The organism is Undibacterium sp. Ren11W (genome assembly GCF_049340485.1).
GTDB lineage: Bacteria > Pseudomonadota > Gammaproteobacteria > Burkholderiales > Burkholderiaceae_D > Undibacterium.
This window is the reverse complement of the sequence record NZ_JBMPPB010000004.1, coordinates 317,649-342,085: the sequence shown is the minus strand read 5'-3', so window position 1 is coordinate 342,085 and position 24,437 is coordinate 317,649. Positions and strand designations below refer to the sequence as shown.

The window sequence follows — 24,437 nt, the reverse complement described above, 5'->3', positions numbered from 1 at the left end:
TCAGAATGCACTCTTCTGCTGCTTGAGCGTCAACACTACGCTGACCTGTCCTATATCATTCAATGTCGTCAATTTTATTTCCTCGACCGTCAGACGTGCGGCCTTTTGCATTTCCAATAGCCACTCCATCAGATTGCTATACGATGCAGCCGTAATCTGTACGCGAACCACATCATCTGCCGTGGTTAAAGTTTGCGCTTTTATGCCTCGTCTCTGAAGGGAAGATTCGAGCACTTCGCGCGTTACTGGAGTCACGTCAGCAGTCATCTCACCTGCAATTTTTGCGTATTGGCCAGACATCACAGCCATCTCCGCCACCTGCAAACGCAATTGCGGTATCTTCTTTTCCAAATTGGCCCGGTTGCTCAATGCAGGATTAACGAAGATCAAATAAACAATCGCGATGAGAATGCTCGCAATTCCTACACTTAACCATAGCCGCTCACGTGCATCACGTTGCTGCCAAAATGAAACCGCAGCTTCTAACATCATGCTTTGCTTCATTTTCCATCTCCTCGATCAGGTCGTATCTGCAATACACCATCGCTAGTCGACACTAAGACCAAAGAATGTGCCTGCAGACCCGTTTTAAATTGATCGACTTGTAATAAGCCTGCCGATTTTATTTTAACGAACAAACTATGTTCCCTATATTCCATCGTCACGATCGCCGGCGCAGACGGTTTATCGGCCACCATGGCATCCCAGACTTGGGCAAACTGAGCCGACAACACCAAGAAATCATCCGGTGTAGATTCACCCACAAGCTTGCGTGAAAGATTAATTTTTTGTTGCATTTGCAGCAAAGGATCCCGAATAACACTCTCTTTGGGGAAACTTGTGCGATACGTTTGCGTTAATGAATCGTTCAGCGCTTGCGCTTCGCGCTTCATAGACAGCCATTGCAAATTCAAACCAGCCAAATTAATAGTCAGCGTCGCCAAAGCTAAGCCTAAAGGCCAGCGCCATCTATGCCAGTCAAAAGAAGTTTGATTCTCATGCGACACCGAAGACATTAGATTGATAGTGGAAGAATTAAGTCCTGCAATACGCGCAACCCAACCACTGGGCTGGAAATGAAAACGTCCCGCCAACTCAGAGTCTTCTTCAGCCAATTGCTGATACATCTCAATATGCTCAGCCGGAACTGAAACTTTTACTGCGACGCCAGCAGAAAACAAATTCAAAGTTTGTAAAATTTCTTGAACAAGCGCGCTAACCGGTCCGCTAGAACTATTAGAACTTCTCTCTGATCCCAAATCAAAGGTCAAGCCCGCAGCGCTCTGGCCAGGCTGATGAAACGCTAACTCGACTACCTGCTGTTGAGGCTCTATCAAAACGCTCATTGCATCCGCTTGCGTTTGCATCGCCATAGAGAGTGCATATGCGGTTAATTTTTTTGGTCGTAAAACCTGTGCTTCAGCATGCAGAGCCTCCATCCAGGATCGATCGACTGCTGCGATACTGCACGTTCCGTCAACTGGCGTGCTGGCCAACAAGATCAATTCCGAGGTATCGGTTAGCAGTTGATCTTCTATCAAATTGGGTAAAGCCGTTTTCAGCTTTGCGGCAGACATAGGCGGTATTTTCACCGTCAATAATGTGACATCGCTAGCCGCCAGCAGCAGTGTAACTTGGCGCGCAGTCGCGGCTATGCCCTGCAAATTACCGAGAACGTCGTGCCCCTGTTGCTGCACCTCACCATTATCAGATATCAATGCATAAGGACGCGCCAACCCAGCCAAATCACCAGAGGCACGTGCCACGTTTTTGGAGGGCGACAATATATACAGTGTGCTTGCCATATTTTATAAATACCTTTGTGCGTCTTTCTTGAGGCGGATACCGAACCTATTTTTTTTCATCTTAATTTTCTCTTATCCACAGCACCTTGCTTGCTATCACTGTGCGTTCCAGCAATGCGTTCACCTCCAACGCGGAGCGGCTTAATTTGACTTTACCATTGATAAAAAAATAGTTGGTCGAAAAAGAAACACTTTTTGAATTAAGTGCAGTAATTTTTCCGGGAAACCGATTTTCAAAGTCAGCGAGATCTCGAAAATACGCTCTATCGCGACCGGCAACGATAATAGCAGCATCAGTAAGACTTATATTCAGGCAGGCCGACATTACTTCTTTCGATGTTGTATTCAAGTTGATCATGGTTTTTTGCGGCAGCACTGCAATATAGTCCTTCAAACCCTGCAACATATCCGGGGTAAATCCTGTTACCGACAAAAGATCGTCAATTTGACTAAATCGCAAAAACTGCACGTCCGCAGCATTATCGGGAAAACTGGAGTTTGCAGATCTACCGCCCCCCTTAGCCGAGTCACTTGAAGAAGCGGAGCTATCAGATGGGGTCAGTGGTGGCACGACAGGATTCGTTGTCGTGTTTTTTCCAGAACTCGCCCCCCCCGCTAGCAGTTTAGGCTGAGTGGCGGCGATTGCCCCAGCGACGCTTTGTGCTAGCAAGGGATTCAAGCGCAAATTCGTCAGCAAGCGTGCCAATACCGCGGTCTCTTGTATATCGGCGACACCGTTGATGGCAAGATTATTCAAATTAAAGCGAGATTGCGCGTCTGTTATTTTGCCATTCAAACTCGCTTCGCTTTGCTCCGTATCCGCCTTACCGTTTTCCACATATTGATCAAGATGGGTATCACCTAAGGTGACCGCCCAAGGTTCACCCAAATGATCAACATTATTTGAATTTCTTGCATCTTCACGCAAGATTAAGCGTGCCCAATCCAATGCCCCACGCAACACCCATTTTTTTTGTAACTGAAAGCGTTGATTCTCTATCGAGCGCACCTGCACTTGCTGCTGCCAAAACAAACTGGCAACAATCGTGATTGCCAAAGTCGTCAAAAGTAAGGCTGTCACCACAGCAACACCGGTTTGCCTAAGCTTCTTCATGCGGCACCTAGCAAAAACACTTTTAACAGGGGATGCTCGCGCCCTTGCAACTGCAACGCAACTTCAAGACCTGTTTTGGGTGGCACAGCCTTACCACCAAGCTGATTTCCAGACGCAACATCACTGCCTGCCACCCGCCAATTATTTTCACTAGAATTCCAGGTGCGCATTTCAAAAGAGATGATATTCGATTGAAGATTCACCACCGGCATACTGTCAGTGCCACTCAAAGCACTCTGTAAAATACTATCAAGTACGCGCATATCACGCGTGGACTCGGACTCACGTCGACTCAAAACACCTTCAACAACCCGGTAAGCAACCACCTGCAAACGCGTAGGCTGCAGATCGTCGTTGACGATACGTATCATGACCAGATTTTGCCCAGACGCATATAAACTAGTTCGACCTGGCAGTAAAAAATCCCCGGCAATATGGGCACTATCATTTTCCAGCTGGGCAAAGCTAATCTGTATGCCTCTGGTCTGCTCTAGCTCGTTAGTGAGGCTAACCCGCGCCCGTACTATGCTATCGAGGCCGCGCCACCCAAGCACAGCGATGATCGCAAGTATAGTAATCGCTACCAGCAATTCAATTAAGGTAAATCCAGAGGACGGTGGCCGGGATTTAATCACGTGGCACCACCTGCGTCAGCTTGACGATTCTGCGATCAGGATGCGACGCCTCAAACACGAATACCTCTACCCGCCTAAAAGAGGGATTAGGCGTAGATAAAACATGCTCTTCGCAAATCAAATTCATCTCAGCCTGAGGACAGGGAAAACTACGCTCCCCAAATGCGGGCCAGATATGCCCTAATCGGATTTGAGACAGATGATTTTCCGCGGACCAGCTGGCCATCATCGCGCCTCGTAGATCGCCACTATTTTGGGTCAAACTACCAACTGCACGCAAGCTCGCGCCCAAGGCGGTACCGACAATCACCAGGGCGACCAGTACTTCCAGCAAAGTAAAGCCAGAGGGACGAGATGGACGAGCAAATCGGTGGATGAATAGCTGCAAAATAGACTCAGTTCTCACTTATTCAACGATGAAATGGCCAACGCCATCGGCTTTAATAACAACATGGTCATCTCCAACATTCAGATCGAGAACAAAGGGCTTATCGACCGGCTCGCGCCCAAATATGATACGCAAGGGGCCATCGGTACGAGCAATGGGGGTTATAGACAGTTTCACCGGAGTGAGCGCGAATTCACGTTCCCGTAACATATCCAAATCTGAAATAACATCCCATCGATTTTCGGTGCGCACCAAGAAATGGTAACCATTTTCAGTGGCTTCAAATGCGGTAGGCGCATTGCGCACGATGGCTTCCTCACGCGCCAATTGCAGCAACAAGGCGATACGCTGGGCATCAGTCTGCAAACGCTGACGACTACTCTGTATTGTGCTGAATGAAACCGCGCCCAGCATAATGCCGATAATGACTAAAACAACCAGCAACTCAAGCAAAGTAAAGCCGCGCTGAAGCTTGGTTCGTACCTTTAATGGAGTCACTGCGGCGACGCTAGAGGCGAAAAGTTTATAGATCCCACGAACCGATATCGGTGTCGTTACCAGCACCGCCAGGTTGTCCATCAGCACCCAGAGAGAAAATTTCTATTTCACCTTTAATACCAGGTGACAGATATTGATAAGGATTACCCCATGGATCTTTCGGCAATTTATCGATATAGCCACCGGTTTTCCAGCCATTAGCAGAAGGTCCCGCCGTTGGCTTGCTAATTAACGCTTGCAGGCCCTGTTCAGTACTGGGGAAATGCATGTTATCAAGTTTATACAGCTTCAATGCACTCATCATCGTAGAGATGTCCTGTTTGGCGGCGACTATGCGCGCATCATCAGTACGTCCCATGAGTTTCGGCACAACTAATGCAGCCAAAATCCCCATGATAACGACCACCACCATGATTTCTATTAAAGTAAAACCACGTGCAGCACGCGAGACTAAACTAGCAGCCGGTTTACTATGGCGATAGAAATGAAAACTTTGTTTGTTCATAAAATAATAGAGGAAATAAGCCTAATTGATTAAATTAAACATGGTCAAAAACGCGCAATCAGAAATCGTAGCATGAAAATATTACTTTCATATGAAGTTTCACTCCGATCAATACAACTAGTAGATAAAGAGCGCGTTTTCAGCACTGGCAGAGCTGAAAACACTTTACACCAAATATATTTAAGCTCGTTTAAAAAAGTGTAAATGAATTGCAACAATTTTACTTTACTTAGATATCGAGAAAAGCCCCCGCTGAAAAACAACAACGAGGGCTTAGTTTATGAACCAACAAAAATTACTGGATAGTCGCGACCAGACTTGCTCCGTTCACTGCCGCATAGGCTTTCAACAATAAATAGTAGGTTCCGGCAGCAGGAGAATTAATCGTTACTGTCTCAGCGTTAGTGGAGCCATCAGATTTACCGTCATACACCGTGCTGCTAGGTGCCGAACCCAGTTTCGCATACAAGTCGCCGTCACCAGTACCTCCTGATAATTTAAAAGTCAAACTAGACTTACCAGCTGGCACCACGATTGTGTAAGTTTTACTTGCATTGAGCGCAAGCGAAATTCCACTTACACCAACACCACTACACAATACCGTTGCAGATGGTGTACATCCCGGTGGCGTGGTAGTTGAGTAACTCGCCACAATAGATGCACCATTCACTGCTGCATAGGCATTTGCCAGCAAATGGTAAGTACCGGCAGCCGGAGCCGCAATTACGATACTCTCCGCATTACTAGAACCATCTGATTTCGCTAGATACGAGCTAGTGCTTGGCGCAGTAGCTAGTTGCGTGTAGAGATCACCATCACCAGTGCCACCTGACATTTTAAAACTTAGATTACTAGCACCAGCAGGCACAGCGAACGTGTACTTGCTTTGGGCACCGGCCGCACCGGCAAAACTCACCGCGACATCCTTAATCAATACCCCGGCTGGTGGCGTGACAACAGCGCCGTCACTACCTAGCTCTACCGCATAAGCCATCGCCATGCGGGCAAATTTAAGCGCCCCCAAAGCCTGACTACCCGAGTTGGCGTACGTATCGTTCGGCGTATGGATATAGGGATTATCCTGATTGATCAAGGACTCAAACGGCATCGAAGCTGGATAACCTTGTGCGGTCCAAGACGCGTGATCAGAACAGGCATAACCACAGACATCATTACCCACCGTCAAACTTGGCAAATAGGTGGCGATCAAATTCGCTACAAAGCTGTTTTGCGCCGCATTGGTATAGTCGGTATACAGATAAATATCTTTTGCTGAGCCTTTGTAATTAGTCATATCCAACTGCATAACACCGACCACATTGACATTATCAGCTTTAAATTTAGCAGCGATTTCCGCCGAGCCCTTTAGGCCCACCTCCTCCGCGGAATAACCGATAAATTTTAATGTGCGTCGCGGCTTATAGTTATTCGCCAACATAACCCGTATCACCTCGGTCAAACTGGCAACTCCAGAAGCATCATCATCGGCGCCTGGCGCTTTTGCTGATTCAGACCGATCATTCAAATTAATCGAATCAAGGTGACCGCCCAGCACCACGACCTCAGAGCCATTATCGCTACCTTGTATCGTCAAAATAACAGACTTTTGTGCCCAACCGGCATGGGTAAATTGCGCCACCGAGATATCACTACGTGCCGAACTCATTTGCTGCCATTTGGTCTTAAGCCAATTGGAGGCATTCACACCATTGGTCGTCGTGTAATAGCGATTGGGGAAAGCCGACATATCGACGATGGTTTGACCTATGTTACTGTCTTGCATCTGAGTCAAATACGGCGTGACCGTGGCTTGATTATCGATCACATACGAAGGGGCGAGTAGCGCCATCATCTGCATAGGCTGCGTCAAAGCTGCGCGACCGCTAGCCTCGCTGGTATGCGACATAAAACCACCGCAACGATTCAATTTGTGATGTATTGCCCCTGACAAGCCTAAAAGCACAGACTCATCAACCTGTACCAGATGCACTTTTTCTTGTGCCATGATGCCCGCGCCACCAGATTGTAAAACTTTGCTTTCTTTTGCGATGGTCTTGGGCGCTAGTTTTTGCAACTCAGCATAAGCGGCATCACCTAGCGTGATCCAGACTTTATCTGCAGCATATAGATTTGCCGCCCCCATAGAAAAGGCCCCCAACAGCAAGCTAGTAATTAATTTCTTTTGCATGAAAATCTCCGGCCCGGACACAAACATGTGGGCATAGATAAAATAAATACGTTGAAATAAAAAAAGCCTCTCTCAAAAATAGAGAGAGGCGATCAAATCTAGAACCAAGAATTACTGAACAGTTGCTACAAGACTAGTGCCGCTGACTGCAGCATACGCCTTCAACATCAAATAGTAAGTCCCTGCTACCGGGGAATTAATTGTGATCGTTTCTGTATTGGTGGAGCCATCCGATTTGCCGTCGTAGACAGTAGTAGTCGGTGCTGCACCACGTTTTGCGTAAATATCGCCATCACCGGTACCGCCAGACAATTTGAATGTCAGACTAGATTTACCTGCTGGAACGACGATGGTGTAAGTCTTAGTTGCATTCAACGCCAATGAAAGGTTACTTACAGCCGTACCACTACACAACACGGTAGCCGTAGGTGTACATCCACTGGAACCGGTCGAGTAAGTAGCCACAATAGAGGCACCACTCACAGTTGCGTAGGCATTCGCCAACAAATGATACGTGCCCGCTGCTGGTGCTGCAATCAGGATACTTTCAGCATTGCTTGATCCATCTGATTTTGCAAGATAAGAAGTTGTGGTTGGATCAGTCGTCAACTGTACATACAAATCGCCATCACCGGTACCGCCTGACATTTTAAAGCTCAGGTTAGTCGCACCAGTAGGAACTGCAAACGTGTATTTAGAACTTGCCCCAGTCGCACCAGCAAAACCAACCGAGACATCCTTAGTCAACACGACATCATCACCTGGTGGAATAGTTCCGCCACAACCGCCAGTCACACCCACGCTGGCGAAAGCGGCAGTCACATCTGCTACCGCATATCCACGGCTAATTGCTGCCTTCTCGACACCGCATGCACCTTGGTTAAACGTGCTGTTTGCAGTCCAGTGCAGGCGATTGGCGTCAGCCATGACTTCGAATGCCTTACGCACGGTCCAGCCGGACTTTGTCGCTAACAAGTAAAACGCCTTATTGAACACACCGCTGGTGTTATGCACATCCATGCTACTGGTGTACTTGCTGGCATGCCCGATAGAGCGACCATCTTGCTCAGGGTTGGCCATGTAACGCATCGCGCCTGAGCCTTTTTTGATGTCATCTCCGACCATAAAAGTACCGGTACCGCGCATATACCAGGATGCCGCTTCGCCAGCCATATCCGAGAACGCCTCATTCATACCACCCGACATTTGTGAATACACCAGACCTGAATTTTGCTCAGTATAACCATGACTAACCTCATGCGCAGTCACACCGAGAGAAACCAGCGGATAGAAAGTAGAGCCACCATCACCATAACTCATCCCAACACCATCCCAGAATGCATTTTCCCAACCAGCGACATCGTAGTGAATCCGCATTTCCAGCTTGCCGCTGATAGGACGTTGACCTAACCAGTCGTTATACATATTAAAGACGACATTACCAAAGAAATGACCGTCATTCAAAGGAGAATAGGCACCATTCGTAACTTTGTAAGTATTGGTTGGGCAGGTAAATTTGTAAGGAGCGCTAGGTTTAGTTGTTTTATTTAAATAATTATAGGTGGTGACATTCGTGCTATCCATCGCGCAAGTACTAGTCACTTGCAAAGGGCCATAGGTTGAACCACTACCTGCAGATCCATAAGTGTATTGCCCTATTCGGCCATTACCACCAGGTCCGCCAGCCTCTGCATGTGTCATCCCCTCCCACTGCTGGATCACCGCACCCGTGTTGGCATCAAGAATAAAATGCGGACGACTAGCTTTGCCTGTGCTGACAAAGGAAACCACGTAGATCAACTGTGCCTTGTTGTTGGCATCGAGTTTTACATACAGCTTTGATTGATCGTTTTCAGTTCGGGTAACACCAGCTTGTGTCTTGGCGCGACTCAAAGCCTGTGCCGCTGAATACAGGGGTTTGACGCTGGCGATATCATTGGCGATGTTGTTTACCATAGAGCCGGAAAAAGAGGCTTGCGGCTGATTTGCGGCGACGTGCTGAACGATACCCTCACCCCACACTGGGACGCCTTGGTGCAATTGCTCAAAACGTGTCACCACTTTGCCATTAGCGTATTTAACGCTGCGCAACTCCCGAATATCTGATGCCGCCAAACCGAGTAACTCATGCGTCTTGGCCTGAGTCAGTGCAGATCTGGCCGCTGGAAGCGGTGAATTATCAAGATTGACGCGATCTGCCGCCATAACATTGCAAGCTGCTGCCACTAAAGTCACTAACAACAATGGGCGCGACACTTGCTGCAATTTCAAATTTTTTTCCATTTTATTTCCTTTATTTTAATTGTGCGGGAATTGTTTCCCTTGGATACAGGAGTCCATTCATGTGGATAACACGAACATCGACCAATTTAAAAACAGTTGGATTGGAGTAGAGATAGGGCCACGAATCTAACTCCCAGCTACGACGCTGAACCAGACATGACGCATTCCAAATCGAATTTGTAACAGTCATCACTATTCCCCAAATAGCTGAGGACTAGTAAATCAGACATCAAATCGATTGAAAATACAGGCGTTGTTTTCCCACAATGCGAAATAAATAGAGGTGACGCTCTAAACCATAGAAAGTTTTGTAGAAACGCCAAGGAGATAAAAAAACAAGATTAATTAACAATAAAGCTCGTGAAAAAACTCCATTACATCATAAAAAGTAAAATAATTTTTTACAAAAATAATCAGAGTTTTTTCTCAAAATACTAACTGGTATTAGATGCATCATGAATAACTTTATGTTTTCGCATTGGAAAACAAGCTAAAACCTGATACAAAATACTTACACTTATTTACAACTGGTATTAATGCAGCAATCAAACCAGTCGCAATGGCAAGCTGCGCAAACGTTTTCCTGTTAACTGAAAGATAGCATTTGCCACCGCTGGTGCAATTGGCGGTACGCCGGGTTCGCCGATTCCCTCTGGCGATTCGGCACTCTTGATGATGACAGTTTCTATTAGTGGCGTATCGTTCATGCGCAAGGCTGGATAATCGTGGAAATTGCTTTGCTCTATCTGTCCGTTTTTAATCGTGATCTCGCCGTATAAAGCGGCAGTAAGTCCAAAAATCACCGCAGACTCCATTTGCTGCGCGATGATATTCGGGTTGACCGCGATCCCGCAGTCGACTGCGCAAGTCACTTTATGCACGCGGATTTGATTATCCTGAACCGAGACTTCGGCCACTTCAGCCACGATAGTGCCGAAAGACTGGTGCAAGGCCACACCTAATGCGCGCCCCGCCTGCGCTGGCCCGGCTTTAGCCACTGCGGCATCCAGCACCGCCAGATGACGCGGATGTTTTTTCAAAAGTTCGCGCCGAAATGCCACTGGCTCCTTGTCGGCAGCGACGGCCAACTCATCGATAAAGCTTTCTTTAAAGAAGGCATTGTGCGAATGCCCGACCGAGCGCCAAAAACCCAGCGGCACCGGGGTAGGCACGATCACATGAGAAATTTTTTGATGTTCAAACTCATATGGCATGTCGAACTCGCCCTCGGCGGTGGTCTTGTCCGGCCCTGCCCCCATCAAACCAAAGGTCCGTTTCAAGACCTGATGCGTGATAGAACCGGATGCCGACTTATTCTGGTAGCCAGTAACCTTGCCGCTAGCATCGATGGCGGCACTAAAGCGCGCTAGCGCGGCTGGCCTATACATATCGTGCGACATATCTTCTTCGCGGCTCCAGATCACCTGCACTGGTGCGCCCTTGGTCTGCATCGCAATGGCAACCGCTTGCAGCACCATATCGACCTCTAGCCTACGGCCAAAACCGCCGCCCAGATAACTCATGTGCAGGTTCACATCCTCGCTCTTGATGTTGGCTACTTTGGCAGCTACACCGACAGCCACGCTAGGCACCTGAGTCGAGACCCACAGGTCCAACTTGCCATCCTTAAATTGTGCGGTGCAGTTGATAGGCTCCATGGCCGCATGTGCCAGAAATGGTGCGCGGTATTCCGCCTTAATGAGTTTTGCCGGATTGGCGGCCAATGCCGCTGCCGGGTCGCCTTGCTGGTAATAGGTAAAACCAGATTCATTATCGAGTTTTTCATTCAACTCTTTATAGACATCAGCACTAGAAAGAGCGGCATGTGGGCCAGCATCCCAAATGACGGGCAAGGCCGCCAGCGCCTGCCTGGCTAACCAATACGATTTCGCCACCACGGCGACACCGACGACCCCAACCTCGCCGACCGCTTGCGAAAAATCAACAACCTGCACCACGCCAGGCATGCCCTTGACTGCACCCGCGTCGATTTTCTTTATTTTTCCGCCTATGGTCGGACTCATTTTCAAAGCGGCATACAGCATGCCAGGCAAACGGGCATCAATCCCAAATTGCGCGGTGCCATTCACCTTGCCGGCAATATCGGTACGTGCTTGCGCAGTGCCGATCAGCTTAAAATCTTTGGTTTGTTTCAAACGAATTTCACCCGGCTCACTACCCACCGCCTTGGCTGCCAGATCGCCATAGCTAGCTTTTTTACCTGAAGGATGCGACACCACGCCGGCATTGACGCTACATTCGGCAGCAGCGACGCCCCACTCTTTGGCTGCCGCTTGAACTAACATCGCACGCGCCGTGGCACCAGCTTCACGCAACGGCATCCAGGCATCCTTGACACTGGATGAGCCACCGGTAATCTGCAGTCCCAATTCACGCGCCAACTTAGCGGTCAACCATTGCGCGGTCTTTTTCAAACTACCTTGGTCATCAGTGTGAAATGGCAAGCCATCGGCCATCATGGCGACATTGCCGTAAATTTTGTCGATAGGCGCATGCATTGGCTTGACACTAGTCATCGCCACATCGAGCTCTTCTGCTACCAACATTTGCAATGCAGTATGGATACCCTGTCCCATCTCGCTTCTATGCATGGCAACGCTGACAGTGCCATCTTTGGCTATTTTTACCCAACCATTCAAAGTCACCTCGCCGTCCGTAACCGGTAATGGCGACGCTCCATGCAAACGCTGACGCGGCGGCAGCACGCCCCAACCAACTACCAAAGCACCGGCGACACTTAAACCACCTAAGATAAAACGGCGGCGCGAGGGTTTTTTTGCTGCTGTCATGTTGCTGTCTCCATTATTTGAGTTTTAAGGGGCTTACACAAAATCGTCCCAGCGTCGTTGCACTCGCCTCACCGTCCTAACCTACTGTCTTCGGCGGCACGCCTAGCTGGATCAATTTTGTGTAAGCCCTATTTTTAATTAAGATTAAATTACACAGACATTTAAGATAAAAATTTAAGGCACTTGCTTTAGCGATTACGGCGCGGATAACCCTGCGCAAGAATTCTGGTCCAGACCAACTCTTTACTCTCTGGCGACATAAACACCCAATCGGCCACCTCGGCCACGGTGCGTCCGCAACCGCGACAGACATCGTCAAACGTGGTCGAGCAAACCGCCACACAAGGCGTATCAGGGCGTTCTTTGCTATCGCCCAGTATAGAGTTTTGCAATTTTTTATCAGTCATAAATGCTAAGTCAATATCCATCAGCCGCCATAGTAACCCTAACCGATGGCCTCAGGTTTGGTGCGCCACTTCTATTTGGCGAGTCTAACTGGCGATTCTGGGTCGGTCGGTAAGCATAGCAAAATGGCAGCGAAGATTGACACCACAGCACCTACGGTAGGACAATCTGGTCTACGCAGGTTTTTTGAACCTGCAATCTACGCTACATCGACGTCACATTTCAAACATACTTTGTTTCAAACAGTGCCCCTCTGGAGACGCAATCCCCATGCGCCTTACAGAGCCGACAGGCTGGAAACCCGCATGGGGATTGCGCAAGCGCCTAGTGCCATTAAAAAACTCAGCATCTAAATTCAAATTCAGCTCACGCGTTGAGCAAGGCCGCTTAGTCGGCAATTTAGCGCCGACTCAGAATTAAACCTTTACCACCAAAGAACAAAATGACTCAAAATTTCTTCCAATCTTTCATACTGCTGATACTGGTCACCGACCCGTTTGGCAGTGTACCTATCTTTGTCAGTGCGCTCAAGAACGTTGCCCCCGCGAGGCGCTGGCGCGTGGTGGTGCGCGAATGCGCGATCGCGTTTGCCTTACTATTGTTATTTATGTTTTTCGGTAAGCACTTTTTGGTGGCGCTGCAATTATCCGAAGTCTCGCTGCGTATAGGTGGCGGCGTGATCTTATTTCTGATTGCCTTGCGCATGGTTTTTCCTCAAGAAGGCGGAATTTTTGGCGATGCCGAAGGCGACCATGAACCTTTCATCGTACCGCTGGCAATCCCTTTGCTAGCCGGCCCTTCGGCGCTGGCCACCGTGTTGCTATTTTCATCCGATAGCCGAATGGACGTAGCGATACACGTTGCCGCATTGACCGCAGTAGCGGTGGTCTGGCTAATCGTCTTATTGAGTGCAGAACGCCTGCAACGCGTGCTGGGCATCCGCGCCATGACGGCGTTTGAACGTTTGATGGGTTTGATACTGACTGCCATGTCAGTCGAGATGCTACTGGCAGGTATCAGAGATTATCTGAAAACCCTGAGCTAAAGGCGGCAGCAAGCTGAGATGTACTTTTTATAGGCATCTCAGCGGCAAACAACTTACTGTTAAAAGTAAAATAGCCCAGTAAAAACAGGATCAATGCGATAGCAAACTGCTTGAAAAATTGCTTGTTCATAAAAGCCTTACGAGTAAGTTAAATGGTTTTATCGCGCTGCATCTGCTCTATCTCGGCCTGACTATACCCCAGACTCTGCAAGACCTCAGCATTATGCTGTCCCAGTTTTGGCCCCAACCACAGGGTTTGTCCCGGCGTGACTGACAACTTGGGACTAATCGCCGGCAACTTCACTGGCGTGCCGTCGGCAAAGGCATGCTGTTCAAACATCTGACGCGCCACGAATTGCGGATCATCCATCATGTCGCGCACCGAGTAAATTTTACCTACCGGCACATCGGCAAGCGCGAGTATTTGCAATGCGGTATCGATGTCCTGGGTAGAGCACCAGGTCTGAATTGCGGCATCGATCTCGGCAGTGCGTGGCACCCGCCCATCGTTACGCGCCAGTTGCTGATCATTCGCCATATCCTCGCGCCCAATCGCCAACATCAATCGGTGGAAAATCGCATCACCATTGCCGGCAATGACAATATTCTCGCCGTCGCCAGTGGTATAGGTATTCGAAGGTACGATGCCAGGTAAAGCGCCACCAGTACGCTCACGCACCACACCAGCGTGATCAAACTCGGGCACGAGGGATTCCATTAAATTAAACACCGATTCATACAAGGCCACGTCAACCATCTGCCCCTGCCCTGCAGCACACTCTGCGCCTTGCTTGCCATTCCAGCGCCCGCCCGTCACATCTCTATGGCGCAAGGCCATCATGGCACCGATCACGCCATGCATGGCAGCCACCGAATCGCCGATAGAAATACCGACACGCACCGGCGGTCTATCTGGATGACCGGAGACATAACGCAAGCCGCCCATGGATTCGGCAATCGCACCAAAGCCTGGCATATCTTTCATAGGCCCGGTCTGGCCATAGCCTGACAAGCGCACCATGATGGCAGCCGGATTAATCGCCTTCAGATCGTCATAGCCTAGCTGCCATTTTTCCAGCACGCCAGGGCGATAATTCTCAATGATGATGTCGGCGTCCAGCGCCAGTTGGCGCGCGATCGCTTGCCCTTGGGGCGACTTCATATTCAGAGTGATACATTTTTTGTTCCGTGCCTGCACGCTCCACCACAAGGAGGTGCCGTCTTTCAAGACGCGCCATTGACGTAGCGGGTCACCGCCATCGGGTGATTCGACCTTGATCACCTCGGCACCAAATTCGGCCAGCATGCGTGAGCAAAACGGCCCGGCAATCAGGGTGCCTAATTCCAGCACCTTGATCCCAGCGAGGGGGCCAGCGTTTTTTGCGGTCAGATTTGTCATCAGAATTGCATTCCTAATGATGTTAGAAATGGCATTAGAAACAGCCTAGAAAATTTAAGTTGCGCGCCTATCGAGCATGGCGCGTGCGATCGTACCGGCATCGACATACTCCAACTCACCGCCGACTGGCACACCGCGCGCTAAACGTGTCACGCCCAAGCCGCGCGCTTTTAAAGTTTCACCTATGTAGTGCGCGGTGGCCTCTCCTTCATTGGTAAAATTGGTCGCCAACACGACTTCTTTCACCACGCCATCGGTGGCGCGGGTAATCAGTCTATCCAGATGAATATCTTTAGGCCCTACCCCATCGAGTGGCGATAAACGTCCCATCAAAACAAAGTACAGGCCCTTATACGTCAAGGTCTGTTCTATCATCAATTGATCGGTAGGCGTCTCTACCACGCACAGCTTGGTCGCATCGCGCTCAGTATCGAGGCAAGTCTCGCATTGCTGATTTTCGGTGAAGGTATTACAGGAAATGCAGTTCTTGATCTTCTCTAGCGCATTGTTCATGGCGCGCCCTATCATGGCGGCCCCTTCGCGGTCATGCTGCAGCAAATGGTAAGCCATACGCTGTGCAGATTTTGGCCCGACTCCGGGCAAGCGACGCAAGGCTTCGCTGAGTAATTCAAGACTGCTGAGGGATTTCACGAGGGGATCTTAGAAAGAGAGTGTGTGCAGCTGCGCCCACAGAAGGCGCAGCACAGGCGGCGAGGTATGAATTAAAACGGCATTTTGAAGCCGGGAGGCATAGGCATGCCGGCTGTCAGTCCGGACATTTTTTCGGCGCTAGTGGTTTCTGCCTTACGTACCGCATCATTGAAGGCTGCTGCCACCAAGTCTTCCAGCATATCTTTGTCGTCACCGAACAGGGATGGATCGATGGTGACACGTTTGACGTCATTTTTGCACGTCATGACGACCTTCACCAGACCAGCACCGGATTGTCCTTCAACTTCGACCAGGGCCAATTGATCCTGGGCTTTTTTCATATTGTCTTGCATTGCTTGCGCTTGCTTCATCAAGCCTGCGAGTTGGTTCTTCATCATAATTTTCTCCTGAAACTAATTTAACTAACTTAACAAATTTAAATAGGTTTAACGCTGCCGCTGGCAATAGTTGCGCCGAATTCTCTCATTAAAGTCTGTACGAAGGAATCGTTGCGTATAGATTTTTCCGCTTGCACCTGACGTGCAGCACGCTCTGCCACCGCTTGCGCATTGGCGGTTTGCTCTACTGCGCCGATTTGCGTCTCTATGCGCACATCACGACCAAAACGTTCAGACAATGCGGCGATTAGTTTATCTACGCTACCCGACGACAATAAGGTTGGCAAAGGCACGCGTAAATGAAATACCACGGCATTGCCATTCATCTCGCACTTGATCAACTCACTTTGCTGCGCCAGTTGCTGAGCAACGGCGCGCACCGGTAAAGATGCAGCCAGATTTGGCCAATGTCCATCCCAGTTCAACTCAGTGACAGGAACCACGATCAACGCTCTGGCACTCATCGCAGGAGGGACTTCGGCATCAGCAACAACCACAGCGGCGGCTACAGCCGGAGTATCTACTCGTGCGGCAACAGGCGTGGCAGCAGGAACTGGCGTAGGCGCACGAACCGCAATCGGCGCGGACATGGAAGGATAGGCTGTTGGCTTGCCAGCAGGTGCCGCAGAAGACGAAAACATCAGATCATCATCCCAGGGCGGAGGCATATCATCCATCCCGGCTGGTTCAAACTGGATTTCCTGGATTTTTTGGACTGCCGAGACTTCTGCGGCAGGCGCAGCGGCAGCCGCAACTACCGGCATAGCTGCGACCGCAGGTGCGGCTACCACGGCAGTTGGCGGCACAATAGCGGCTGGCACTGGGGCAACGGCAAGCACAGGTGGCACTACCGGCTCGACAACTGCTGCCGCTGCGCGTGTACCAGAACTGCCGCCCAAGGCTTTATTACTGCCGGCACGGGCAGCAGCCAATGCTGCCATGGCAGGACTAAGCGCGGGCTTTACTGACGCATCAACGGCGGCAACAGCGGGAGCCGATGTAGATACGGGCGTAGATACGGGCGTGGATGTAGTCGCTGATACCGCGACCGGCAACGGCGTCACGCTAACGGGCTTATGCGGAGCAACTGGGGCGGTAAATGCAGGAGTTGCAAGGTTCGCAGGCGCAGCCAATGGCAAAGCACTGCTGCTACGCACCGAATTGACCGGAGTCACTGCCAACGGTGCACTGGCAACTCGGGCGAGCGGAGCACGCGCCATCGGCGCACTACCAGATTGCCCATGATCACCGGCACCGTCAGCCGGACGGAAAGCCAGCATACGCAGCAAAGTCATGCTAAAGCCGGCATATTCATCCGGCGCCAAACCCAACTCGTTACGACCATGCACCACAATTTGATAATACAGTTGGATTTCTTCCTTGCCGAACAGCTGCGCCAGGCGCATCAGCTCGGCACGTTCGGGCAGATCTTCGGCTATCGCCGCTGGCACCATTTGGGCGATCGCGATCTGGTGTAATAAAGTACCCAGATCTTGCAATGCCGCCTTATACGACAGACTACGCGCCGCCATTTCGTCGGCGACCGCTAATAAGCCTTTGCCGTCTTGCAGCGCCAAGGCATCGAGCAAGCGTAGCAAGTAGGATTGATCGAGCGAACCCAGCATACTTTGCACTGCGTCCAGCGTGACCTTGCCAGCAGCATAGGCGATCGCCTGATCGGTCAGCGACAAGGCATCGCGCATAGAGCCATGCGCGCCCTGCGCCAGCAGACGTAAGGCTGGGACTTCAAATTCTATGTGTTCTTGCCCGAGAATATTATCCAGATGGCTAACGATGTGACCGGGCGGCATCTGCTTGAGATTAAATTGCAGACAGCGCGACAATACCGTGACCGGGATTTTCTGCGGATCGGTGGTCGCCAGAATAAATTTCACATGCTCGGGTGGCTCTTCCAGTGTCTTCAACATCGAGTTGAAGGCATGGTTGGTCAGCATATGAACCTCATCGATCATATACACTTTAAAGCGTGCATTCGAGGGGGCGTAAATCGCTTGTTCCAACAAGGACGCCATCTCATCGACACCGCGATTCGAGGCCGCATCCATCTCTATGTAATCGACGAAGCGACCAGCATCAATTGCAGTACAGGCGCCGCACACACCGCAAGGGTGGGCCGTAATGCCGGTTTCGCAATTGAAAGCCTTGGCCAAAATGCGCGACAGCGTGGTCTTGCCAACCCCGCGTGTTCCTGTGAACAGATAGGCGTGATGCAGCCGCTGCTGCTCCAGAGCGTGGGATAAGGCACGAACCACGTGCTCTTGCCCCACGAGCGTTTCAAAGCTCTTGGGACGGTATTTGCGGGCGAGGACTTGATATGACATCCCGCAATTTTACCTTATCTGAAGCGCAAAAAAAATGCGCTGAGCGATAAGCATGTCAAATACCCGCTCAGCCATACGCGCAGAGCGCAAATTTCGCGTTCCCGCCAAAATTCGTGGGCAACAACATACAGAGATTAATTGCTGGGGGTTTTAATCAACTGGCCGTTTTTCATCACAAACCGAACCTGGGTCATGGCTTTGATATCCACAGTAGGATCGTCGCTAACGGCAATCAAGTCGGCATATTTACCTACCTTGATACTGCCCAGCTTGTCTTTCCAGCCCAGTAAGTCGGCACCATTAATAGTCGCCGACTGGATCGCCTGCATCGCCGTCATGCCATATTGCACCATGATGGCAAATTGTTTACCGTTGTCGCCATGCGGATACACGCCCGCATCAGAACCGAAAGCCATTTTCGCGCCGCCTTGCAAGGCCTTACGGAAATTATCTCTTTGCAGTTGTCCAATTTCTTTTTCCTTGATCAAAGACTCGGGCAAGAAACCTGCTTTTTCACCGGCACTGAGGATAAAGTCGTCGTTGTAGACGTCCATCACCAGATAAGTGCCGTTCGCCTTGGCCAGCTTAATCCCCTCGGCATCGATCAGGCTGGCATGTTCTATCGAATCAACCCCGGCTTTAATTGCATCAATAATGCCGCTCGCGCCATGCGCGTGGGCCGCGACCTTGCGCTCGAGTTTATGCGCTTCTTGCACGATGGCCTGCATTTCTTCCAGCGTATATTGCTGAGCGCCAGCGGCATCGCCCTTAGAAAGCACGCCGCCAGTGGCGCAAATTTTGATCAGATCGGCACCGTATTTTGCCATTTCACGCACCTTGCTACGCGCCGCCCAGGGACCGTCGGCGACGCCTTTACTCACATCGTTATATTCAGCCGGTAGCAAATTATTATCGCAGTGGCCGCCCTTGATGCCTATCGCATAGCCAGATGCCAGGATGCGCGGGCCAGGGAAATCGCCGTCATTAATCGCATCCCGCAAAGCCACGTCGGCAAAGCCATCCGAGCCCACATCTCTAACCATGGTAAAACCGGCATTGAGTGTATCGCGCGCCGCACGCACGCCATACAAGGCGGAACGATTATTCGAACTGGCCAAGCCGCTATACCCGTGCATATAAGGATTACTGGTCAAATGCGTATGCGCATCGATCAATCCAGGCAAGACGCTGGCATGGCTCAGATCGATCACTTTTGCACCGGTCGGTATCGCTGTGTTGGCCGCACTGCCGACGGCGACGATACGTTCGCCCTCGACCACGATAATTTGATCGCGCAGCACCCGTCCACTCTCGACATCGACCATGCGCCCGGCCTTAATCACCGTGACTGTCGCTGGCGAGGCAGGTGCAGCATTGGCAGTCAACATTGACGCACTGAATAAGCTAAGACCCAAAAAGCTAGCAGTTGCCGCCAGCAATTTTGAAGTCAATTTTAATGTCATCTTGGAAGTCATAGAGGCGCTATTCAGAGTAGACAAACCGTATCAGCCCCAGCCAATCGCCGATTATATCTGTGCAGAAATATAGCATAAGGCATGCATTGCACGCCGCCGCAATTGCGCCGAAAAATGCAAAATGGCACCAGGCCAACGCGCAATAGGCATGCGGGTTTCCAAGCTACATGGCTGCCAACCCGCATGGAATATGCGCGCTGGCGATGTCCATAAAATTTAATTGTCTAGTTTGACGCAGGATTTCCAGGCACAGTAACTACCGCAGCCTTACTTCAGCCAAGCTATTCAGGCTCATCATGCGCAGACTGAGCCTGCATGGAGGCGATGATCTGCCCTTCCTGCGCGCGTAGTTCGCGCCTCAGGGCCGCCACTTCCTGATGCAAAGCGCGTATATCGCCATGCAATTCACGCTCAAACTTGGCCTCTTCTTCGCCGACAAACAGGGCGGCAATATTCGCGGTCACGATAGAGAACATCGCGTACCCAAGCAAAACAATAAATACTGCGAAAATTTTTGAGGCCGGCGTCGATGGTACAAAATCGCCATAGCCAACCGTTGCGACCGTAGAAAACGCTAGCCACACGCCATCAGCATAATTGAGCACGGTCGGCTCCAGCAAATAGAATCCGGCCCCGGCGCTGGTCAACATCAATAAAGTGAGCACGATAAGCTTAATCAGATAGCCTGGCTTCATGTGGCGCAGTATCAGAGTGGCGATGCGCACCACAATTAAGGTGCACAAACCCAAGCGCAGCAACCACTCCAGCGCACTCCACTGAAAATGCGAAGGGAAAGCGCTGGCGATGCAACCGAAAATAATCGCAATATCGAGCATCATCTTGCCTCTGCGGCGCGCAGTATGTCTATTTTTACGCCACTGCCATACTGTATCGCCCAACATCAAAGCGGCCGTTGTGGCATACAGCGCATGGCCGGCCAAGCGCGCGGCTTTGATTTCGCCGTCCAGCAATAAGTAAAAAGCGGGGATACTCAATAGCAAAGCGAGCAGTAAAACCGGGCGCGTCAGCCAGGCAAAAAATTGCTGCGTTTTAGGCGAAACACGAGCCATTTTGATCTCCTGCCCATAAGGCTTTTTGTCGTTTTATTTTCTAGCTACAAGTTGGGCAAAGCGCACACGTACCAACTCCAGCATCCACCTTCATGATCACCAATTGAGAGCATTCACCATTGACATTCATCAATAAGCGGTACTAGCAAGCCGCAATAAAATTCAATTCGCGATGAGTTGGACACAAATCGGACACAAATCAGGCAAAAAAAATGGTAAAAGCCAGTTAAGGTCCAGGCAATTCGGGGCTCCAACCAAGCGCGCCATCGCCTTCAGTCAGCCTAACACCCGTCCGCGCATCGCCTTACTCAGACCGCGCTTTACTTTACTCTCTACCCTGCGCATTTGCGAGCCACGGCTAGGCTTGGTGACGCGGCGCATAGTCGGTACCACGTTTGCGAGCAAAATAAATTCTCGCAGACGTTGCAAAGCTTCCACTTTGTTTTTCTCCAGACTACGCGAACTCTGTGCCTTGATCACGATCACTCCGGCATTATTAATACGCTGATCCGATACCGCCATCAAACGCTGCTGATACTCAAGCGGCAGAGAAGAGGCGGCGATATCAAAGCGCAGATGGATAGCGCACGACACTTTATTCACATTTTGCCCACCCGGACCTTGCGCCCGTATCGCATTAAAAACGATCTCCCTGAGCGGGATCAAGATGCCAGGACTAATTTCCAAACACTTGGCGTCTGGGCTTTCCATACGATTATTCCCACTTTCTATTTTTTAAAGGCAGAAAAAATTTTAGCACCTGCCCGCTTACGCATATGCCATGCGCCTTACAGACCTGGCAGGCTGGAAAGCCGCATGGAATATGCGCCGCCAGCCTATGCCAATTTTAAATCTAATCGCAAGAACCGCTGCTTCAGATTTTCTGCAAGCGCAGCGCCATTTCGGCGGCCGACAAAGGTTTGCTGAACAAATACCCCTGAAACTGATCGCATTCCTGGCGCTGCAAAAACGCCAATTGTTGCGGAGTTTCTACCCCTTCGGCGATCACCTTCAGATTCAGACTACGTGCCATTGCAATGATCGCTGTGACAATCTCAGTACCATCCTGATCATCGCCAATATCCATCACGAATGAGCGGTCTATCTTCAAGGTATCAATCGGCAGGCGCTTCAGATAGCTCAGGCTGGAATAGCCGGTGCCAAAATCGTCGATAGAAATCTGCAAACCTAGTTGACTCAATGCGCTCAAGGTGGCGACCACTTCGTCGGTCTTATTCATCAGGCAGCCTTCGGTAATCTCCAGCTCCAGACAGCGTGGATCCAAGCCGGTATCTGCAAGTATGCTAGTAACCGTCGCCAAAAGAGACTCATGGTGTATCTGTATCGCCGACAGATTAATCGCTAAATGGGGCAAGCGGTAGCCGCGCGCCTGCCATTCTTGCAGCTGAGCACAGGCACTACGTAACACCCACTCGCCGATGCCGACGATCAAGCCGGAACTCTCCGCCAGCGGGATAAATTGCACTGGACTGATCAGACCCAATACCGGATGCCGCCAGCGCAGTAAGACTTCCATCGCTTCTATCTGGCCACTCTGAACCCCGACAATAGGCTGAAAATTTAAGAAAAATTCGTTTCTTTCTATCGCCCGGCGTAAGTCCGTCGTCAAGGCATAATGGCTCACCGCCAAACGATTCATCTCAGCATGGAAGAACATAAAGTGATTGCGCCCCGCCTCCTTGACCTGGTACATCGCGGTATCGCTATTTTTGAGTAAGACATCGACCTCATCACCATCATGCGGCGACACCGCGATACCGATGCTAGAACCTACGTACACGTCCCGTTCACCGATTTTAAAAGGCGCAGAGAGGATAGTTTGCAGTTTTTTGGCCAGTGTCGCGGCATTTTTCGGCTCGTCGATTTTTGGCATGAAGAGGATAAATTCGTCCCCACCTTGACGCGCCACTACATCATCGCCGCGCACACAAGAGCGCAAGCGATCTGCTACTTCGATTAATAAGAGATCGCCCACATCGTGTCCCATAGAATCGTTAATCGCCTTAAACTGATCTAAGTCGATAAACAATACGGCGGTCATGTTATGTTTAACGCGGGCAAGGTCCAGCGCTTGTTGTATCCGCTCACGCAACAGGCTACGATTGGCTAAACCGGTCAAGCCATCATGGGTCGCCATGTGCAGCATCTCTTGTTCGACTTTTTTACGCTCGGTAATGTCTATCCGTATTGAGATATAACTGACCACCATGCCACTGGCATCTTTCATAGGCACGATGGCAGAATCTACCCAATACAGCTCGCCGGTTTTACTCCGGTTACAGATCACCCCACGCCAGATTTCCCCTTGCGCTATTACTTCCCACATCTGCGCAAAAAAACCACTAGGATGCAGACCCGAGTTTAGAATGTGGTGATCCCTACCGATCAACTCTGCCGACTCAAAACCACTGATCGCAACGAACTTAGCATTTACCTTCGTGATGCGGCCGCGACTATCGGCAACCGAAACGATCGCATGCTGATCGATCGCCTGCATATAGGTCGATAACTCAGAAAAAGCCTGCTCTACGCCTTGTTTGGCATGCAGCAGCGTATTCACCGTCAAGGTTTCGAGTTCGGATTTTTCTAATTGGATCTGGGCGTTTTGCAAAAATTTTTGCTGCTGCACGAAGCGCCAGTTAAACCAGAAGATGGCGCCAAAACTACCGATGAGGATGGCGAAAATAAAGATACTGGTGCGATTAATCTGGCTACCGGCCAATAGTTCAGCTTTATCAAGGGGAATCGTGATCGACAAAGCACCGAGCAATTGATGCTGCTGCCACTGCTTGCCGATTTGCACCCCTTGGGCACCACGTAACTTTAAGATCTCGCTAGTCTTTTCATACACATTGTGGCAACTGGCACAAGACATTTGCGAAGCTGGATCGGCCGACAGGTAACGTAATACCCGACGACCGTCCTGAATCTCAAATCGAGACACCGCCTGCCAGTCGATTGCCGCCTGAGGATTTGGCTTATCCTGGGTCTCTAACTGCGGCCAGGCCCAGCGCAAAAAGTCATCCGCCAAACCCTGACCAGGCTCCAGGTTCCACTTACTGACAGGTTTATATTCATACAGCTTATCGGCATTGGCCGACGAAGCCTGCCCCACCAATTTTAAGAACTGGGCGGGGATAGGCACATGACCTGGCCGACTGGCCGAATCAACGCTAGGACCAAAGCCATCATTCTGTAGTTTCCCGGCAATTTCCAGTGCATACACAGAACGCGCCGTGGTGGCTTGACTTGCCACAATTTTCGCAATCGTCAAAGCCTGGTGTTCTATGGTCCGGTTAACTGCCTCGCGCACCACCAGATAGCCGAGCAAACAGGCTAAGCTAAAAACAGCAATTAAGACGACAAAGGATCGTGAACTACGATTCATACTCTCTACCTAATCAA

21 protein-coding genes are annotated in these 24,437 nt (G+C 50.3%); 2 read left to right on the top strand and 19 right to left on the bottom strand.

Annotated features, from left to right (window positions below):
* From gspM to ACO0K8_RS12125, 11 genes are all read right to left on the bottom strand, one after another.
* Complete coding sequence (gspM, locus tag ACO0K8_RS12175) at positions 1–504, bottom strand: type II secretion system protein GspM (protein WP_422946915.1); 504 nt, start codon at positions 502–504, stop codon at positions 1–3.
* On the bottom strand, positions 501–1,805 hold the full coding sequence (gene gspL, locus ACO0K8_RS12170) for a type II secretion system protein GspL (protein WP_422946914.1): 1,305 nt from the start codon (positions 1,803–1,805) through the stop codon (positions 501–503). Before gspL ends, gspM begins: the two co-directional genes overlap by 4 nt.
* A gap of 61 nt (positions 1,806–1,866) precedes the next feature.
* Positions 1,867–2,919 carry a type II secretion system minor pseudopilin GspK gene (gspK, locus tag ACO0K8_RS12165; protein WP_422946913.1) on the bottom strand — a complete coding sequence of 351 codons (1,053 nt, stop codon included), beginning with the start codon at positions 2,917–2,919 and terminating at the stop codon, positions 1,867–1,869.
* Positions 2,916–3,554 carry a PulJ/GspJ family protein gene (locus tag ACO0K8_RS12160; RefSeq protein WP_422946912.1) on the bottom strand — a complete coding sequence of 213 codons (639 nt, stop codon included), beginning with the start codon at positions 3,552–3,554 and terminating at the stop codon, positions 2,916–2,918. The genes gspK and ACO0K8_RS12160 overlap by 4 nt, the downstream gene beginning before the upstream one ends.
* Complete coding sequence (gene gspI / locus ACO0K8_RS12155) at positions 3,547–3,942, bottom strand: type II secretion system minor pseudopilin GspI (RefSeq protein ID WP_422946911.1); 396 nt, start codon at positions 3,940–3,942, stop codon at positions 3,547–3,549. The genes ACO0K8_RS12160 and gspI overlap by 8 nt, the downstream gene beginning before the upstream one ends.
* Positions 3,943–3,960: 18 nt before the next feature.
* Positions 3,961–4,521, bottom strand: coding sequence for a GspH/FimT family pseudopilin (locus ACO0K8_RS12150; RefSeq protein ID WP_422946910.1), 561 nt, complete (start codon positions 4,519–4,521; stop codon positions 3,961–3,963).
* Positions 4,466–4,945 carry a type II secretion system major pseudopilin GspG gene (gene gspG, locus ACO0K8_RS12145; RefSeq protein ID WP_422946909.1) on the bottom strand — a complete coding sequence of 160 codons (480 nt, stop codon included), beginning with the start codon at positions 4,943–4,945 and terminating at the stop codon, positions 4,466–4,468. The genes ACO0K8_RS12150 and gspG overlap by 56 nt, the downstream gene beginning before the upstream one ends.
* A gap of 295 nt (positions 4,946–5,240) precedes the next feature.
* A complete protein-coding gene (locus ACO0K8_RS12140) occupies positions 5,241–7,133 on the bottom strand; it encodes a M20/M25/M40 family metallo-hydrolase (RefSeq protein ID WP_422946908.1) in 1,893 nt (630 codons plus the stop codon).
* 111 nt (positions 7,134–7,244) lie between these two features.
* Positions 7,245–9,416, bottom strand: a complete 2,172-nt coding sequence (locus tag ACO0K8_RS12135; RefSeq protein ID WP_422946907.1) for a M4 family metallopeptidase — start codon at positions 9,414–9,416, stop codon at positions 7,245–7,247.
* A gap of 545 nt (positions 9,417–9,961) precedes the next feature.
* Complete coding sequence (locus tag ACO0K8_RS12130) at positions 9,962–12,226, bottom strand: molybdopterin cofactor-binding domain-containing protein (RefSeq protein WP_422946906.1); 2,265 nt, start codon at positions 12,224–12,226, stop codon at positions 9,962–9,964.
* A 188-nt stretch (positions 12,227–12,414) separates the two neighbouring features.
* Positions 12,415–12,633 carry a DUF1289 domain-containing protein gene (locus ACO0K8_RS12125; RefSeq protein WP_422946905.1) on the bottom strand — a complete coding sequence of 73 codons (219 nt, stop codon included), beginning with the start codon at positions 12,631–12,633 and terminating at the stop codon, positions 12,415–12,417.
* A gap of 123 nt (positions 12,634–12,756) precedes the next feature.
* On the opposite strand from ACO0K8_RS12125, the gene ACO0K8_RS12120 reads away from it, so the two are divergent.
* Together ACO0K8_RS12120 and ACO0K8_RS12115 are read left to right on the top strand one after the other, a co-directional pair.
* Positions 12,757–12,984, top strand: a complete 228-nt coding sequence (locus tag ACO0K8_RS12120; RefSeq protein WP_422946904.1) for a hypothetical protein — start codon at positions 12,757–12,759, stop codon at positions 12,982–12,984.
* A gap of 89 nt (positions 12,985–13,073) precedes the next feature.
* Entirely contained in the window at positions 13,074–13,676 is a 603-nt protein-coding gene (locus ACO0K8_RS12115) for a MarC family protein (RefSeq protein WP_422946903.1), read from the top strand.
* Positions 13,677–13,824: 148 nt separating this feature from the next.
* On the opposite strand, the gene ACO0K8_RS12110 is transcribed toward ACO0K8_RS12115, so the two are convergent.
* The 8 genes from ACO0K8_RS12110 to ACO0K8_RS12075 all read right to left on the bottom strand — a co-directional run bounded on the left by ACO0K8_RS12110 (position 13,825) and on the right by ACO0K8_RS12075 (position 24,420).
* A complete protein-coding gene (locus ACO0K8_RS12110) occupies positions 13,825–15,075 on the bottom strand; it encodes a CaiB/BaiF CoA transferase family protein (protein ID WP_422946902.1) in 1,251 nt (416 codons plus the stop codon).
* 54 nt (positions 15,076–15,129) lie between these two features.
* Complete coding sequence (recR, locus tag ACO0K8_RS12105) at positions 15,130–15,726, bottom strand: recombination mediator RecR (RefSeq protein WP_422946901.1); 597 nt, start codon at positions 15,724–15,726, stop codon at positions 15,130–15,132.
* 71 nt (positions 15,727–15,797) lie between these two features.
* Positions 15,798–16,124 (bottom strand): YbaB/EbfC family nucleoid-associated protein, encoded by a 327-nt coding sequence (locus ACO0K8_RS12100; protein WP_422946900.1) that lies wholly within the window; start codon positions 16,122–16,124, stop codon positions 15,798–15,800.
* 38 nt (positions 16,125–16,162) lie between these two features.
* On the bottom strand, positions 16,163–18,466 hold the full coding sequence (locus ACO0K8_RS12095; protein WP_422946899.1) for a DNA polymerase III subunit gamma/tau: 2,304 nt from the start codon (positions 18,464–18,466) through the stop codon (positions 16,163–16,165).
* Positions 18,467–18,600: 134 nt separating this feature from the next.
* On the bottom strand, positions 18,601–19,929 hold the full coding sequence (locus ACO0K8_RS12090; protein WP_422946898.1) for an amidohydrolase family protein: 1,329 nt from the start codon (positions 19,927–19,929) through the stop codon (positions 18,601–18,603).
* Positions 19,930–20,222: 293 nt separating this feature from the next.
* The gene (locus tag ACO0K8_RS12085; protein ID WP_422946897.1) at positions 20,223–21,011 is read right to left on the bottom strand and encodes a potassium channel family protein; all 789 of its coding nucleotides are present in this window, start codon (positions 21,009–21,011) and stop codon (positions 20,223–20,225) included.
* A 276-nt stretch (positions 21,012–21,287) separates the two neighbouring features.
* Positions 21,288–21,722: an alternative ribosome rescue aminoacyl-tRNA hydrolase ArfB gene (gene arfB / locus ACO0K8_RS12080; protein ID WP_422946896.1), complete on the bottom strand. Its 435-nt coding sequence runs from the start codon at positions 21,720–21,722 to the stop codon at positions 21,288–21,290.
* Positions 21,723–21,885: 163 nt separating this feature from the next.
* The gene (locus tag ACO0K8_RS12075) at positions 21,886–24,420 is read right to left on the bottom strand and encodes an EAL domain-containing protein (RefSeq protein WP_422946895.1); all 2,535 of its coding nucleotides are present in this window, start codon (positions 24,418–24,420) and stop codon (positions 21,886–21,888) included.
* Between the last annotated feature and the right edge of the window lie 17 nt (positions 24,421–24,437).